The organism is Paenibacillus arenosi (assembly GCF_014841135.1).
GTDB lineage: Bacteria > Bacillota > Bacilli > Paenibacillales > Paenibacillaceae > Paenibacillus_B > Paenibacillus_B arenosi.
Map to the genome: position 1 here is coordinate 56,364 of NZ_JACYTN010000018.1, position 17,110 is coordinate 73,473.

General features: G+C 41.6%; 12 protein-coding genes. 5 read left to right on the top strand and 7 right to left on the bottom strand.

Translation table 11 applies throughout. The annotated features are described in order from the left end of the window. Positions 1 to 135 precede the first annotated feature (135 nt). Positions 136 to 876 carry a sulfotransferase family 2 domain-containing protein gene (locus IFO66_RS17560; RefSeq protein ID WP_192026418.1) on the top strand — a complete coding sequence of 247 codons (741 nt, stop codon included), beginning with the start codon at positions 136 to 138 and terminating at the stop codon, positions 874 to 876. Between the two features lie 146 nt (positions 877 to 1,022). Here IFO66_RS17560 and IFO66_RS17565 read toward each other — a convergent pair whose 3' ends face one another. Then, positions 1,023 to 1,727: a MerR family transcriptional regulator gene (locus tag IFO66_RS17565; RefSeq protein ID WP_192026419.1), complete on the bottom strand. Its 705-nt coding sequence runs from the start codon at positions 1,725 to 1,727 to the stop codon at positions 1,023 to 1,025. A gap of 212 nt (positions 1,728 to 1,939) precedes the next feature. On the opposite strand from IFO66_RS17565, the gene IFO66_RS17570 reads away from it, so the two are divergent. After that, a complete protein-coding gene (locus tag IFO66_RS17570) occupies positions 1,940 to 4,297 on the top strand; it encodes a heavy metal translocating P-type ATPase (RefSeq protein ID WP_337913299.1) in 2,358 nt (785 codons plus the stop codon). A gap of 187 nt (positions 4,298 to 4,484) precedes the next feature. Here IFO66_RS17570 and IFO66_RS17575 read toward each other — a convergent pair whose 3' ends face one another. The 6 genes from IFO66_RS17575 to IFO66_RS17600 all read right to left on the bottom strand — a co-directional run bounded on the left by IFO66_RS17575 (position 4,485) and on the right by IFO66_RS17600 (position 12,827). Continuing rightward, positions 4,485 to 5,216, bottom strand: a complete 732-nt coding sequence (locus tag IFO66_RS17575; protein ID WP_192026421.1) for a hypothetical protein — start codon at positions 5,214 to 5,216, stop codon at positions 4,485 to 4,487. Between the two features lie 59 nt (positions 5,217 to 5,275). Continuing rightward, positions 5,276 to 7,408 carry an AGE family epimerase/isomerase gene (locus IFO66_RS17580; RefSeq protein ID WP_192026422.1) on the bottom strand — a complete coding sequence of 711 codons (2,133 nt, stop codon included), beginning with the start codon at positions 7,406 to 7,408 and terminating at the stop codon, positions 5,276 to 5,278. Between the two features lie 10 nt (positions 7,409 to 7,418). After that, the gene (gene glgX, locus IFO66_RS17585) at positions 7,419 to 9,509 is read right to left on the bottom strand and encodes a glycogen debranching protein GlgX (protein WP_192026423.1); all 2,091 of its coding nucleotides are present in this window, start codon (positions 9,507 to 9,509) and stop codon (positions 7,419 to 7,421) included. Continuing rightward, positions 9,506 to 10,162, bottom strand: coding sequence for a DJ-1/PfpI family protein (locus tag IFO66_RS17590; protein WP_192026448.1), 657 nt, complete (start codon positions 10,160 to 10,162; stop codon positions 9,506 to 9,508). Before IFO66_RS17590 ends, glgX begins: the two co-directional genes overlap by 4 nt. Positions 10,163 to 10,630: 468 nt before the next feature. Next, positions 10,631 to 11,662: a DUF418 domain-containing protein gene (locus tag IFO66_RS17595; protein ID WP_192026424.1), complete on the bottom strand. Its 1,032-nt coding sequence runs from the start codon at positions 11,660 to 11,662 to the stop codon at positions 10,631 to 10,633. Positions 11,663 to 11,873: 211 nt separating this feature from the next. Next, positions 11,874 to 12,827 (bottom strand): DUF1835 domain-containing protein, encoded by a 954-nt coding sequence (locus tag IFO66_RS17600; protein WP_192026425.1) that lies wholly within the window; start codon positions 12,825 to 12,827, stop codon positions 11,874 to 11,876. A 551-nt stretch (positions 12,828 to 13,378) separates the two neighbouring features. On the opposite strand from IFO66_RS17600, the gene IFO66_RS17605 reads away from it, so the two are divergent. From IFO66_RS17605 to IFO66_RS17615, 3 genes are read left to right on the top strand one after another with little or no spacing between them, the layout of a single operon-like run. Further along, positions 13,379 to 14,704 (top strand): glycosyltransferase family 2 protein, encoded by a 1,326-nt coding sequence (locus tag IFO66_RS17605; RefSeq protein ID WP_192026426.1) that lies wholly within the window; start codon positions 13,379 to 13,381, stop codon positions 14,702 to 14,704. Between the two features lie 46 nt (positions 14,705 to 14,750). Beyond that, entirely contained in the window at positions 14,751 to 15,854 is a 1,104-nt protein-coding gene (locus tag IFO66_RS17610) for an acyltransferase (protein ID WP_192026427.1), read from the top strand. Positions 15,855 to 15,860: 6 nt separating this feature from the next. Beyond that, on the top strand, positions 15,861 to 16,994 hold the full coding sequence (locus IFO66_RS17615) for a glycoside hydrolase family 18 protein (RefSeq protein ID WP_192026428.1): 1,134 nt from the start codon (positions 15,861 to 15,863) through the stop codon (positions 16,992 to 16,994). The last annotated feature ends 116 nt before the right edge of the window (positions 16,995 to 17,110 follow it).

Here is a 17,110-nt window from a genome sequence, read left to right on the forward strand (position 1 = left end):
TGCGGCGCAACGTTTGCAAACAATCCTGTAGGCTGCTATTTTATAACGACTATCGATAGTGATGTTGGTCTCATCTCCTGTTCGTACACGCTCGCATAGAATAACATATCGAGCTACAGGAAGGGAGCTAGCCGGGTGCGGAACACGCTGGATATTTTTATACACATTCCGAAGACAGGTGGAACCTCATTTAACAGAATCATACAAGATCACTATAGTGCAAAACGAATTGCATTTCTGCATGATGACCCAGAATGGTCTCTTGAACGGTTAATTGAAAAATGCAGAGATAAAAATCAAAAAATTCAAATTATATCCGGTCATTTACCATACGGTATTCATGAATGGATTGGCCGTCCTTATCGATATATTACAATTCTTCGTCATCCAGTTGAATTGGTTATTTCCTTATATGATTACATCAAAAGCAACCCTTTGCATCAATATTATCCTCTGGTCGTAGATAAAAGTTTGCATGAATTTATTTCAGAACAGCAATTCGATCTGTTTACTAGCAATCTGCAATCCAAAATATTGGGGTTAGCAACGATATTTCCACATTTTCCAGCACTTCAAAATGAGGTGGCTGTGGAAGATGCGGTATTTCCTGATCAAGCATGTGTCCAGCAGCATTTGAGACGGCATTTCGCGTGTATTGGTGTGATGGAAAAGTATAAGGAATGTTTGCAACCGATGCGTGATGCGCTCGGCTGGAAGAGGAGCCCTAAGTTATATCGGGAAAACTATAATACGAATCGGACTTCCTTGGACACCGTAGAGCGGGATACCATAGAGAAGATTACTCGCAAAAATTCATTGGATATACAATTATATTCGATGGTAGTTGAGCGGTGGTATTCATCAAAAGGAAAATAATGAACGATTATATATAAGCAATAAGGTTTGTGTGAGGTGTCGGCGTCGTCGAATCCTCCCCATGTTAGATAGGATGTACGTTTACTGCTCGGGGAGGATTCTTTTATTGTTACCTGCTTAAATTAATTAATTGTCTTATTAAATGATTACTCCATCAGGTTCAGCTTTTTGCATAGACGATATAAATAATGAGTGCCTCGGAGCTGATCTTTGTTCATCTTATGTAGGTGCTGTAACGAATCATAGGCGATCTTTCTCGCCTGCTCGATATTGTTATGATCCAGCCCTTGAAGCGCTTCTTTGATCGTATCTAATGAATATATTGCAGTTCGCAAGGAGCGAATTAACAAAACGCGTTTAATATGAGAACGATTATACCTACGATAACCATTTTGTGGATCGCGTTCTACCGTTATAAGTCCTTCTTGTTCCCAATGTCGAAGTACAGAAGTAGGTATAGAGGTTTCTTCTGCAATTTCTCCGATTGTCATCCACTTCGTTCTACCTTTCGTATTCCATTCGTCCATTTCCAATTCATCCAATAGTTGAATCGTCTTTTCAGCCATCAATTTGTCATGGTATAAGGATGCTTGACGCTCATTCACGATCCATAGCGCAGCATCCATTTCTTCTGCTTGCAGCTTTCTCATGACATCTGCTGTGAGCTGCATGCCGAATCCAGCAGACAAAGCCCGTATACATTCGAAATAAGCGACATGAACTTCTGTATACATCCGATAACCATTAGCTCCACGCTCGATTGGTGGAACGATGCCCCAATCTTCATAATGCCGTAAAGCGCTTGTACTAATATTTAGCTTTCTTGCGATATCGATAGGTCTTAATTTCATCCTACACCTCTTTGGACAAAGTTCTAAGTTGGTCGTCTGATCGTAAACCTAATGCCAAAGTTTTGTCAATCATTCAAATAATCGTTTGATTTTTGATATGTATTGCAGTAAGATACATATTAGAATAATCATTTGAATGTATTTATGTGATTGTAATATGCGGATTATGTTCGCAGCATACTATACAGGTTCCTTATAAGGAGTTGATGAAAGTGGGTCAGTTACAAGCAGGCTCCATCGCGCAAACTCAACTAGAGCTTGAAGGTGTACATTGTGCAGGTTGTGTATCCAAGATTGAAAATGGACTACGTCAGATTGAAGGAGTTACGAATTGTAGTCTTAACTTTGTTAATCAGACATTAACGATTGAATCACTTCAATCCGTACCTAAAATTGTGGAAGCAGCGAAGCGGGTAATTCGAGATATCGATCCATCCATTAAGGTCAAAGAAAAGCTACCGTTACAGGAGATGAAGCTTACGATCGAAGGGATGGATTGTGCAGGTTGTGTGGCGAAGATCGAAAGAGGAGTAGCGACGATACCCGGCGTACAATCTGCTAGTGTTAACTTTGTGACGAAGCAACTCACGATTGAGGCTAGTGCTGAACAATTGGAGTATGCAGCTTCTCAGACGGAACGATTCATTAGGCAGCTTGATTCCAAATTCACAGTTCAGCGAGAAGGAAACAGCAGTGCGGTGCGGCAGTCCCCGTCAGCTTCTGAAGGAAAAACCAAACTACCTTATGTAAGGTTAGCAGCATCTATTGGGTTGACCTTTGTGGCAGTATGGGGTGGACTATCCGGCAATATTTCACTGGCATTGTTCTTAGTTGCTTATGTACTTGCAGGTGGAGATGTTCTATATAAAGCACTGCGGAATATTACTCGCGGACGTGTGTTTGATGAGAATTTCTTGATGAGTATTGCTACAATCGGGGCCTTTATTATTGGAGAGTACCCTGAGGGTGTAGCAGTTATGATCTTTTATCAAATAGGAGAGCTGTTCCAAAGCATTGCAGTCAATCGTTCTCGCAAATCGATTCGTGCATTGATGGATATTCGTCCTGATTATGCGAATTTGAAGGTGAATGGTGAGTTGACTAAAGTATCGCCTGAAGATGTTCAGATTGGCGATATTATTGTCATTAAGCCTGGTGAAAAGGTGCCGTTGGACGGTAAAGTGGTAGATGGTGTATCGATGCTTGATACTTCAGCACTTACTGGTGAATCCATACCTAGAGAAGTAGAAGCAGGCAGTGAAATTCTTAGCGGCTTTATTAATAAAAACGGTGTGTTAACCGTAGAAGTATCGAAAGCTTACAAAGATTCAACAGTAGCTAAAATATTGGATCTGGTGCAAAATGCGAGCAGTCGTAAAGCACCTACCGAAAATTATATTACGAAATTTGCTCGTTATTATACACCCGCTGTCGTGATTACAGCAGCACTAATTGCGCTGCTTCCGCCACTGTTTTTCGCAGGTGAAGCATTTTCAGATTGGTTCTACCGTGCACTTGTATTTCTTGTTATTTCTTGTCCTTGTGCTTTAGTCGTGTCGATTCCGTTAGGATTTTTCGGGGGAATTGGTGGAGCTTCCAAAAATGGTATTCTCGTTAAAGGAAGCAACTATCTTGAAGCGTTAAACGATGTGAAGTATGTCGTATTTGATAAAACAGGTACGCTGACGAAGGGGATATTCGTCGTAACGGATGTGCAACCTCATGGCAATATTACCAAGGAACAGCTGATGCGCTATGCTGCTTATGCAGAGGTGTATTCCAATCATCCGATCGCTTCCTCGATTGTAAATGCGTATGGTCAGAACATTAATAAAGACGAGCTGAATGATTACGAGGAGATATCCGGGCACGGCATATCTGTGAATGTGAGCGGGCAGCATGTCCTAGCTGGAAACGCCAAGTTAATGAGAAAAGAAAGGATCTCCTTTGTTGAACCTGAATCATTAGGTACGCTTGTACATGTTGCTGTTGATCATCGCTATGCGGGTTATATCGTCATTGCTGATGAAGTGAAGGAGGATGCAGCAGCAGCCATCCAGCAATTGAAGTCACTTGGTGTTAAGAAGACGATTATGCTAACAGGTGATGTGAAGCGAGTTGGAGATGCTGTGGGGCAGAAGCTAGGACTGGATGCGATTTATTCTGAGCTATTGCCGCAGCATAAAGTGGAGCAGTTGGAGCGTATCGACGCACAAAAACTGCCGAAGGAAAAAGTTATATTTGTAGGCGATGGAATCAATGATACACCCGTACTTGCACGAGCAGATGTCGGTATTGCGATGGGTGGTTTAGGATCAGATGCTGCGATTGAAGCGGCAGATATCGTCATTATGACGGATGAGCCATCCAAAATTCCTGCAGCTATTCGGATGGCAAAGCGCACGAGAAAGATCGTATACCAAAATATATTCTTTGCCTTAGGTGTAAAGGCGTTATTCCTATTGTTAGGTGCATTTGGCATCGCAACGATGTGGGAAGCGGTATTTGCTGATGTTGGCGTTACGTTGTTAGCTGTATTAAACGCGATGCGTGCGATGAAACCGATTTGAAGCAGGCTGAAAGTACCTCAATTTTCACTACTTGGAACTGTCCGTTTACGGGTTACAGTTCACACAGTGGAAACGGAGGTACTTTTTTATACAGCGCGATTTCAAATAAGGATAAAAGTTAGGCAAAATTAACAAAGTAACAATGAGAGCATAGGGACAGACTCTGCAAATACACGGTTGTGAGTGTTTACAAAGACTTCTCACTGTCCCGCTCTCTTACACGCTTCTCGATTAATGATATTCCTTCATAAATATGAAGTACATATTTCAGTGACTTCATCAATCCAACGAGGATAAACAGAAAGGCATAGGTCGCCACTTCATCTACATTTTTCGTCATGAACCCTTCAATAATCTCGTATAAACCCGTGCCGATAAACAAAACAGCTGCTACAAGCTCAAAATAGTGATTTTCCAACTTCGTAAACCATCTAGGAAGTTTATTTCGATTGCGATTGGATTGTGCCAAATGATGTATCCCTGAATAAATAAGCGGGAGCGTTTTTGCTACAAGTAAAAAGCCGTACAGCATCAATCCGTGATGAATGTCTACATCCTTCTGGGACCATTCATATAACACACTGTGCTCTGCCTCCATAATGGCTGTGACGATGTAGATGATACCGATGACACACTCGGTTAACGAGTGAGAAGTAACACGATGTAGCGAATGAAGCCAGCGATTTAATTGCGATTCGCCAGTGCTAGCTTGGTGCAGATGATGAATGCCGCTGATGAAAAGGGGGAGTATTTTCAGGACATTCCATATCCCGAACAGCAGTAAGCCATGATGAACGCCAAGCTGATTGATTTCTTCAAGTTCAAGGATAGCTGTCAAAATAAAACTAATGCCTACGATGACTGACATGTAGGGATGATGAAGGATGTGATGTAAGATGAGTGTCCCTTGTTTGGTCATCTATGCACCTTCCTTATTAAAAAAGCCCCTTTTTTGCAAAAGGGGACATTCCGAATCATTTACACAAATGTAGCTGAATCAGCAAAATGATTGTTTTCAAATTTGCTGCTAATTGCAGCATTGGCACCTGAAATGGTGATTTTACAGCTGCTGGATAGCTTCTGGAACTCAAAAATGATGGCACGAATACCGGCATCATCCGCATCTTTAAGACTGGAAACATCCAGTGTTACGGCTGCTGGTCGACTGTTTAGCACCTCATCTAAAGCTTTTTGGAGCGATGGCAGAGATGGCTGATTGATGTCTCCTGCTAAGTAAAGTGTTGAACGTTGACTCTCAACATCCAGACGGGTTAACAATCGTTGAGCAGCATCAACAGGGGTTAGTGTGACACATACTTTCACATGATGCTTCACATCTGGAAGCTCAACGGTTAGTGCTTCTGCATCGAACGTATCATATGCTTTTCCATCAATCGTAACGGCTGTAATCTGAACGCTGCCCGCAGGGAGAATGTCTGGCTGTACACGGAGAATTCGATTCTCAAGTCCTACTGGGTTAGGCTTGAAGAAGAACTGCATCGGCTGCTTCGTTACAAGCAAATTGCTATATACACTGGCCAAGTACGTTAGCTCAAAGGAATGATAGCCGCTCATAGAATGACTGCCTTTGTTTCTCTCTGTCCCGAGCAAATAAGGTAGGCCGTTCGCCAATACGTTAAAGTACACGCCACCAGACTCATGATCAAGGAACCAAGCATTATAGAACGAAGAAGATTCTCGGGCTAGTTTCAAGTATTGGTCTTTATTTAGTATTCCGGCTAGTATCAAGTAAGCCAAAATGCCTTGCTCTTGCTGCCACCAAGCTTTACGATCATGCCAGGCAAATCGGTGGTAGGTCTCGCCTTCAGCCAATGTTCTTTCGACTACGTCATACCAACCACCGCGCTGCTGATCGCCTCCCGCTTCTGGCATCAGCTCGGCAATCTTCTCCGCCAAGGCCACATATTCATCTTTATCGAACATACTGTGCATCCGCATCAGGTTCCAAGCAATTTTGAGGTTATGGCCGACGACAGCGCGGTTCTGCTGCCAGCCCCATGTTTGATCATGGCTCCAATCTTCATGGAATTTTTCTTGTACAAACGGACTATTCGCGTAATCAGGAAAATACTTCGTAATCGTATCAGCTGTATACTCCAGCATTTGTTTGTAACGATCGTTGTCGGTTGCAAGTACAAGATTAATCAGGTAGGCAGGTGCATGATCACCTACAGAGTTCCAATTTTTCCGCGCGCGGTTGTGGCCTAACGTCTCATTTCTCGGATCGAAGTTAATTGGATCAATATGAGAGAAGTAGCCTTCACGTTCTTTATCCAGATAGTATTTATCAAATAAGTTAATCGTCTTTTCTATGACATCTAGAATGTGAGCATTCCCTGTAATCCGGTACGTTTGAGTTGGACCCGCTAGTGCATAAATTTGCTCATAGGCAGGAATTGCGTCGTAATCATCACCGAACTCGGAAGCGAATATTTTCTTCTCTTTGTCTGGAGTTTGATCCAGAGCGTGGTACCAAAATGCCGTATTATCATCGGGTTTGACGTTACAGAGATGGTTAATCAAGTAGTCGGTTCCTTTGTCCGCCGCTTCTAAATAACGTTCTTCACCCGTCATCATGTAGGCCGTTGCAAAACCGTAAACGAGTCTAGAAATGGTATCTGTCTCTTGCCGAATATTTGTTGTATGCTGGCCCTCTAAATTAAGCGAGGTGCGGTAATTTTTATAATCAATTTCATCAGAGCCGAACTGTGCATGTAAATAAAAATCTCCAAGCTCTTTAATTTGCTGAATCCACCAATCCTGCTGTTCAAATCGGTATTCATGAGCATCATTACCGACAAACACGATATGTTTGGCTTCAAATGACAAACTGTCGTTAGCACCATCCGTATAAAAAATGCCGTAAGCGTACAAGTAGCGTCCTTTTTCAATCTTATTTCTTAGCTCGCTCGTATGGTCTAAAAATGGTTCACCTAGATTGCGGATCAGCTCTGCATATACGTTAGCGGAGAGTTTCACAGTGAAGGAGCGTCCATCGGACGTTTCCAAAGTAAACACATCATCTTTCAACTCCGTACTTGATACATAACCTGCAATTAGATCAGAAAACGTGAATTTAGGGTTTTTCATATAAAACCTCCTATACTTTTTCAAGCGTTAATAGTAGGACACTATGATATTGAACCTCAGTTTCTGGTGCATCTATGATCTCGCCATCTGCATGCAGGAAAGAAGAATCGCTGTACACTTTCCACGCACTTCCTGTAGGGGCGGGAGGAACTTCAAATGTCAACCGCTGCTGCTCCATATTGAGCGCTACATATAGATCCGGTTCATCTGGGACAAAGGAGCCAAGTGTCAATGCTAACACACGAGATGACGGATTGTTCCAACCCGGACTGTACAGCTTGCAGCCATGCCAATCTAAATCTCTGTATCCTCGTTCATTGACAGCTCCAGTAAAGAACGTCTTTCTCCGCAGGCTCTTTACTGATCTGCGTAGCTGTATTAGCTTCTTGCAAAATTGAACGAGATTCTCGTTTGTCTCCGTGAGGGTCCAGTCGATCCAACTGATCTCATTATCCTGACAATAGGCGTTGTTATTGCCATACTGGGTATTTCCCATTTCATCGCCAGCTAGCAGCATAGGAATACCTTGCGAAATCATGAGAATGGATATGAAATTTCTAATTTGCTGCAAACGAAAAGCTTGAATCCCTTCGTCTGAAGTATTACCTTCATAACCATAGTTGGAGCTGTAGTTTTCATTGATCCCGTCCTGATTGGATTCTCCATTTACCCAATTATGCTTCTCGTTGTAGGTTACAAGGTCCATCATCGTGAAGCCATCATGGCAAGTAATGAAATTTAAGCTATTGGTAGGTCCGTGCAGGTGGTGATTATATAAATCCGAGCTGCCAGAGATACGGGTTGCGACTTCATTAACCATGCCAGCGTCGCCGCGTACGAATCTGCGAATGTCATCGCGGTAGCGTCCGTTCCATTCTGCCCAGCTGTAGCCTGGAAAGGAGCCGATCTGATATAGGCCCGCTGCATCCCATGCTTCTGTAAACAGCTTTGTATTGGCAAGTGAGTCACTAAGCTCAATGTTCCACAAAACAGGGGGGTGTTGAGTTGGAATACCATTTTCATCACGAGTCAATACGGAGCCTTCATCGAATCGGAATCCGTCAACATGCATTTCTTTGACCCAGAATTCTAGACTGTCGAGAATGAGCTTCTCAACTACGGGATGATTAACGTTGAAGGTGTTGCCGCAGCCGGTGTAGTCCATATAGTAGTATTTATTTTGCGAGGAGAGGTAGTAATAGGTAAGATTGTCGAAGCCTTTGAAGCTTATAGTAGGACCTTCATGGTTGCCTTCGTTCGTATGATTATAGACGACATCAAGAATAACTTCTATTCCTGCTCGATGCAGCGCCTTGACCATGTCTCGAAACTCGTTAATATGTGATCCAAGCTGTGGATCTACGCAATATCTAGAGTCCGGTGAAAAATATCCAATTGTACTGTAACCCCAATAATTGCAGAGCTCATGCCCGTCAACCATGCGAACAATTTCTTTATCATCAAATTCAAATACAGGCAACAGCTCTACCGCGGTTACACCTAGTTGCTGAAGATAGGGTATTTTCTCAATTACACTGCGGAATGTACCCGGATGCGTGACTTTGGAGGTAGGTGAGGCGGTGAAGCCTCTGACGTGCATTTCATAAATGATACAATCTTGAATCGGACGCTGTAACGGTTTATCGCCTTCCCAATCGTAATCCCGGTAATCGATGATTACGCTGCGCATAGAAGTATGTAAATTATCTTCTGCATGGCAGGCGTCTACTCGTTCCCACAACGTATCAGAGTTTCCTTTTGCATAGGGGTCAATCAGCACTTTATTGGAATTATAGCGCAATCCCGCTTCGGGGAGGTTCGGACCATCCACTCGATAGGCATACTGAGCTCCGGACTTAAGATTTTCAACAAAGACGTGCCAGAAGCAAGAGGTTCGGTTCGTTGTTGGGTCTAAGTGTATTTCCTGTATGGGCTCCAAGTCACCGTCTTGCTGAAATAGGAGCAGTGTTACTGATGTGGCATGTTCGGAATATATAGAAAAATTGACGCCGTCGTTGGTGACGGTTGAACCTAGCGGATGAGCATTTCCTGCACGAACACGATAGGGATGGGTAACTATGGTGTTAAACTCGCTCTTCATGGCGTAATTACGCTTCCTTCCTGAAGTAAGATGCTGCTTGCGAACTTTTTAACAAATTCATTAACCACTTCCGGGTGCTTACCAGTAATGAGGTGACCGTCCTGAATAAGCTCACTTGTCTGATTGCCATCGAAGATGACATTTGCACCTGCATTCTGCACATCGTACAAAATGTTATGGGAACAGGTGACGCTTCTTCCTTGCAATAAGGCAGGGTCCGCACAAAATAACCATAGACTGTGACAAATCGTACCGACAAAAAGTTCCTTCTCATCCATGGCCTTAACGGACTCACGGAGAAATTGTACAGCAGGTGCTTGATTACTCTGCCCTTGAACAGGATTCGCTTCATAGCGGAGTCGGTCCATTGCATAGCCGCCAATAAGGATTATTCCGTCATAATCAGTTGGCTTACGAGCGGACACATCGACTTGTACGGCAACTTGACTCGTCATGTCATTGCCTGTGAAAATGAGCTTCTCGTTCCCCCACAGATTGCTGATGTACTCGACCTCAAAGCCTTTCGATGGAAAATACGAATTGAATACTCGGAATTCGGTTTCGTCATAATGGGACTCGATAAGTACGCCGATCTTGCCTTTTATTTCACCTTCAGCGTAGTAAAAACCAGGTTGCGCGTTATTGGCGTTAATGGTTCCTCAACTCCTCTCATGGATAGAACAGCCCGTGCCAATGGAATAGGCAAAAGGTTGCGTATGCTTGTGTGAAGATCTGAAAATAGATGCAAGCCCACTAAGTCAGAAGACGGAGGGAGGGGAGAAAAAGGTAGCAAATATGTCTAACTAGGGACCTATATTTCCAACTAATGGACATCTTAATATTACCTCTTTCCAAAAGTCTGCGGGCAAAATTACTGTTCAAGTATATTCTAGACAGTGGTGATTAGAACGGCGTGTTTAAAGGGGAATCACAGCCAAGCATAAGCTCTTCTTGCTTATTAGAAGTGATTTGAAATAGTCTTTCAGATTCGCATATCGACATACGAATGTGGAGGAGGGTGTGCAAGAAAAGGAAACATAATTTCACAAATAAAGACAAAAATCCCTATCCGTTACACGCAAGGGTACAGGACAGGGTTAATGTGTTCTTTCATGCTTATTTCATATTTTCTTCAACAAAGGTGGGACTTGCATGTATGTGACTGCACGCCACAACCATTCCATCGGACCCATTTTGAACAATCGCAACCAAACCATGCTGAACAGGATCAGAATAAGATGGATCGCGAGACAAATGTAAAACGTCTGCATATACGTGGTCGTGCCGGATTGTTGAAGCCACTGAGCAGCTAGCAAAATAAGAACTGTTTGGCTTAAATAGTTCGTTAACGCCATACGGCCATAATACTTTAACGGTGCCAGTAACGTTTGAACCGCCCTCAGCTGCAGTAAAAGTATCAATATTCCTACAAATGCTGCCGATACGATGGGACCAATCATAATACCGATATTTAAAAATTGATTCACCTGTATGAGGAAAGGATCCAGAACGCCTCCTAACATGAAGGGGATGAACGGCTTGCTTGGCAGGTATTGAACCTGATACCATAGGCCCACAGCAGAGAGCAGTAGCATGATAATCGTAAAACCCCAAATGTGTTTCTGTAAGCTTGCTAGTCGCTCGAATACACGAAATTGGCCTACAGCAAGTCCTAATAAAATCAACGGGAACGTTAGTAATAACTTGTTGCCTAAGTAGCCGAATCCAATAATACCAATAAGTGCAATGAGTAAGTTGATGTGCTTAGGCAGTTTATAAAATGGAATGAGAAGCAGCCCGCAAATTGCATATAACGCTAAGGCTTCACCGGGTTGATACATTTGATGAATAAAGCCAATTGCAAATAATGCGACGATACGACGAAGGAACAAGGTGTAACCGTTGTTGCCCTTTGCTAGTGCACGAGTCATAAAAATATAAAAGCCAATTCCGAATAAAAACGAGAATATCGAGTAGAAACGTCCTTCAACAAATAAATAAAGAAAGCGTTGATATGCTGCATCCTGCGAGTTCAAGGCAGGCAGTTCAGGGGACATCATACTGATGATATTCATAAAAATAATACCGAGCAATGCAAATCCGCGCAAATAATCAAGGATATCAATTCTTTGCTGTAATTGTGTGTTTTCCATAAGACAACTCCTTACCTAACATGTACGACTTGGCTTATTATAGTGGGTTAGTGTTATCATTCCCATTGATTTTACTTTCAGTAGTGTGACAAGCTTGTAAGAAAGCAAAAAGAGAGCACGTAACGTACAGTGAATCGTACATGACGTTCTCTCTTTTTGCTAGTTAGGGAATGAGACCGCGTTGAAATTAGGTGTAGGCAAAGCGTGTCATTTATGTATTAGATTTTTTAACACTGTAATACCTCATTGCGCGTGGTATTCCCTTAATCTCAAGCTTGCCAGCGTATATGAGCTCACGCAGTCGATATTCGAAATAACAGTCGCTCACATATTGTTGTGCCGAGCTCAATGCTTGACCGATAACACGGGCAGATTTTATAAAATGAACTTCTTTTTGCAGTTGATGCAATTGTTCAACGGTTTGGAGTAAGTAGGTATCATAGTAGTCTACTGGTACAGTTGTGACTTTTCCATCTTGCATAACACGTAAGTTCCCCGTATCTTCTGCAAGCTCCAGCCACTCTTGTTCTAATCTCTGTCTTTCTTCAACATCAATAGGTGAATGGGTCAGGCTATGTTTCAAAATAGTTAGTAACTTCTCTGTATTCAATTCTCCAGAATAATACCATTGCTGAAGCGGGGGAGATGTATGAAATAGCTGCTGCTCGGCCTGAACGGCGTCACATACAACAATTTTATTCGAATGATCGCGCAGCATATATATCGCATATCGCAATCCACTTTGTTCGTGTGCATTGTTTGCTCCCCATACATAGATGGAGGCAGAGGGAGGGATGCGATCAAATAGCTGTATCAATTGGTCATTCGAATAAAAAATAGCATCTCGATCTTCATCATGGCCGGGGTGGATATGATTCTGCAGCCATTCCTGCCGTTGTAGCATCCCTTCTTCTTCATGAATGTGCCACAAAGGGCCGTATGCGAAATGATCGCGCAAGCAAATAAATGTATCGCTGTGCTCTCGTCCTAACGTGCGCAATGCATTTTTCATACTTCCAGCAAATGAATCGCCAACAACAATATGAACACGTGCACAGTTCTCCGTTGGTTCCCAACTATGTGTCACTCTAGGAGCCGACATTTTTTCATAGATTTGAATGAGGCGATCATAGCATTGTTCTTCTACATCTTTGTTGTCTTTCAATATCTCAACAATACTCATCACATGCATGAGGTGAAGTTTGCTTTCTTTCTCCGTTTGAGCTCTGATTATATCGATTATTGCTTTATTGGGCGGCTGAATGATAGTCACTTCCTTTACAAATTCGAGAGAATACCTAACATAACCGTATTATAAAATAACATATAAATAATTTGGAACTGTTAAGTAAATTTAAAATGTCACTATGTATGGAATTATGTATTAAAAAGTTATCAAAGTCTATAGTGACAATGTTTTTATCGTACAAAAAGCGTACGTTTATACATTTTTGTGTCATTAATATTAAGATTTGATTAAATATCAATTTTCGAGCAAAAAGGATCAAGAGGAAGAAAATGACTGAAAAAACAGGATGTATTCGTTTACTTTAAAATTAATGCGGTTTTACTTTCTGAATTCAAAAAAGTAGTTTAAAAGTAGTAGTGGAAATTACCTAATTCTTGGTAGAGAGAGGTGGACGAGCCTACAACACGCAGTTACAGCACGTATGGTTATCGTTTTATCGTAAAAAATAGAGAAGAGGAGTGAGAGACTTGTCATATTTTCTTTATGTAACGACCATTACCTTTCTAGTCTTTCAAACGCTGTATACATTCATTCCCCTTTTTGCAAGCAAAGTGAAGAAATTGAAGCCTAAACTTGCAGAAAAGTCGATATCGGTGCTCGTGCCTGCCTATAACGAGGAGCTTACGATTAAGAACTGTATCGATGCGGCACAAGGAATACGTTATAAAAACTATGAACTTATCATCATTAATGATGGTTCAACAGATGGAACGTTATCGAAGCTCGATGAGTTGTTAGATTTGCAAATTTATCGTCGTAAAGCAGACGAACGACTAGCCTATCAGCCCATTAAACAATTGTATCGTTCGAAGAAACACCGCAATATTTATGTGATTGACAAACATAATGGTGGCAAAGCCGACTCCCTCAATGCAGGGATTGATTGCGCTCATGCTGATATTGTTATTACGCTAGATGCTGATAGCATGTTAGAAGTAAATTCTCTTAAATATGTAAATCAGTACTTTCATGATCCGGAAGTTGTCGCGGTAGGGGGCACCGTTAAAATTGTGCAAGGTGCTGAGAAAAAGAATGGTGTCATTTTCGAAAAGTTTACAGGAAAAGGCATCATTAAAAGTCAGATTATTAGCTACATTCATGGTTTCTACGTAAGAAAGTTAACACAATCCGCCTTTAATTCCATTGTCGTCATCTCCGGTGCATTTGGTGCCTTTTACAAGGACCTGTTAATGGAAGTCAATGGCTTCCGCAGCACGGTAGGAGAAGACATTGATATAACGCTCAAAATTCACGAATATTTGAAAGCGAAAAACCTCAAGAAGCGACTCGTCTATGCACCTGAAGCGGTGTGCTATACCGAATGCCCTGAAAATATTAGAAACTTCTATAAGCAAAGAATTAGATGGCAGAAAGCTTTTATCGATTGCATCTTAATCTATTGGTCCAAGCTGTCTCAGAAGTTCAGCTTTGGCGTAAGTATCTTTTTTGCAATCGATGGGTTTATTTTAGGAACCTTAACGGCATTTACAACGATCTTCTTTATTTTACAAACGTTGCTTGTAGGCGGTAATTTGCTTGTCGCATTCTTATTGTTCTTCATGTCTATATTTGTAAATGCGATTCAAATCATAATCTCGCTATATTTATGCAAAAAATATGGCAGCAACTATACGTGGAAAGATTACATTCATATGTTTATATTTAGTCAACTGGAAATATTTACGTATCGCAATATATTAACATACTTAACAATCGTCGGAACGTTCAAATACTTCGACAACGACGAAGGCTGGGGCTATGTAGAACGCAAAGGCGTTGCTTCTATTAGCTAAAGCACCTACATTAGAGTCTGCTAAGAACAACTAGGAGGAAAGTACAATGGAGCCCGCTGCAAAACCGAATCGAATTATTCATATAGATATACTCCGTATTTTATCAATTGTTGCGGTTATCGCGCTGCACACGACAGCAGATGTATTAATACGCTCTACGGACTTTAATTCAGCATCATGGTGGATTAGCAATGTATTAAACTCGATAGCCCGTTTCGCTGTCCCTGTGTTTTTCATGATCAGTGGAGCGATGATGCTTAAGGTGCATGTCACCTCCTATCGTTCTTTTTACATAAAAAGAATCTTGCCACTATTTATCCCCTTACTATGCTGGTCAATTATTTATGATTTGTATACTCAATTTTACATATTACAAGTTCAGACAGGACTGTGGGAATATGTAACGGGGTTCGCGTATCGATTCATTACGGAGCGTAATTATGTTCACCTCTGGTTTCTTTATGCCATTATAGCCATCTATATGACGGTCCCATTAATAAGTAAACTGGTGAAAGTGTGCAGCGAGAAAGATTTGAGATATTTCATCATAGGGTGGTTCTCGATCAGTGTTGTTTATCCGTTCGTCGCAGAAATAGCACTTCGAGTGACAGACCAGCCCTTATACATTCCAATTATGAATAAAATTCATCTGTTTTCGGGTTTTCTCGGATATTTTGTCCTCGGTTACTACTTATTCCATTATGAACTGCCTCAACGGGTAAAGCATGTGTTGTTTAATATCGGTGTTGCCTCCTTTTTTATTACTCCAATAGCCACTTATTTTGTATCGCAATACAAAGGTTCGTTGGATGAATTGTTTTATGGCAACTTTTCAATAACGACATTTTTTATGGCCGTGGCCGTTTATCTGTACTATCAGGATAAGGAAACCTCAATGAATGAGAAGCTCAATCATAAAATTCAGGCGGTAATCGGTTCTTTATCCAAAGCAAGCTTTAGTATTTACTTAATTCACTTGCTCGTAGAACTAGCCATTTCTAGAAGAGTCGAAGTGGATGCTTCTTTCTTACGAGTAGGAGCCAGCTTGTTATTTAATGTTGTCGCTATATTCCTAATCAGTTACGTAACTGTCAAAGTCCTGCATCTCAATAAATATGTAACCAAGCTGTTGTTTGGTGGAAGAGGGTGATTAAGCATGAAGGTTAGTATTTTTACGAAAATATTTATCGCCCTATTAGTAGTTGGGATGAGTACTTACATGTATAAGACTAACACGAAAGATGAAAAGGTAACTGCAGCCTATATCCCTATTTATAAGACGATTGATGAATCACAGTTAGATTACCTCGACATTGCTTACATCTCCTTTGCGAATATTGATAAAAATGAAATTTATTTTAGCAAAGACAAAGCGGCTGACGAGGAGATAAAAAACACAATTAAAAGGTGGAAGCAGGAACATCAAAAGACTCGGTTTGTGCTTGGGGTAGGAGGCTACGCGGTTGATGGCTTCTCTGATGCATCGCTCGATGAGAACCGAGATGAGTTTACCGATAATATTATTAATATGGTTAGGGAGCTAGGGCTTGATGGGGTCGAAATAGACTGGGAGTACCCGGCGTACGATGCATGGAATACGCAGAAGGCGCGTGACATTGATACGGTGAACTTTACAAGTCTGATGAAAGAACTTAGAGAGAAGCTGAATAAGCTTCCAAAGAAAAATAAAAACTACTTGCTCAGCTATGCAGCTGGTACACAAGATTGGTACTTTACCAATGTAGAGGTTAAAAAGGTAGAGCCATATATCGACTATATCAATGTGATGAGCTATGACTTAACGGGCGAATGGTCGGATACGACCGCTCATAATGCCAATCTCTACGTCGATTCCAAAGGTATTGCAACGAACAGCATCGATGAAGTTATGAACCGTTATTTATCCCGTCAAATTGACAGCAAGAAAATACTAATGGGAATCCCTGCTTATTCCTACGGATGGAAAAATGTACACAGGGATAAGGAAAAACAGAAGCAGGGGCTATATACAGTTGGGGATCCCATTGATATCGACAAGTTTGATATTAGCTATAAATCACTTGTTTCCACGTTCATGGATAAGCAAGGGTTTAAGCGTTACTACGACGATAAAGCCAAAGCAGCTTACTTGTACAACGGCGATATTTTCATCACGTATGAGGATCAACAAGCATTGGAAGCGAAAGTAAAATACATTCAAGAGAAAAACTTAGGCGGCGCGATGGTATGGGAATATTCGCATGATGCCAAAGACGGAATTATGAAATACTTGTTCGACCACTTAGACTAAAATGTGAAGAAAGGTTGAACATTGGTGGCTGTTTCCGTGTAAGGGAATGGCCACTATCTTTACTAGACTTGGGCTTTCGGGGATTAGGGCTATGTGAAAAGGATAGGTGGAATGCT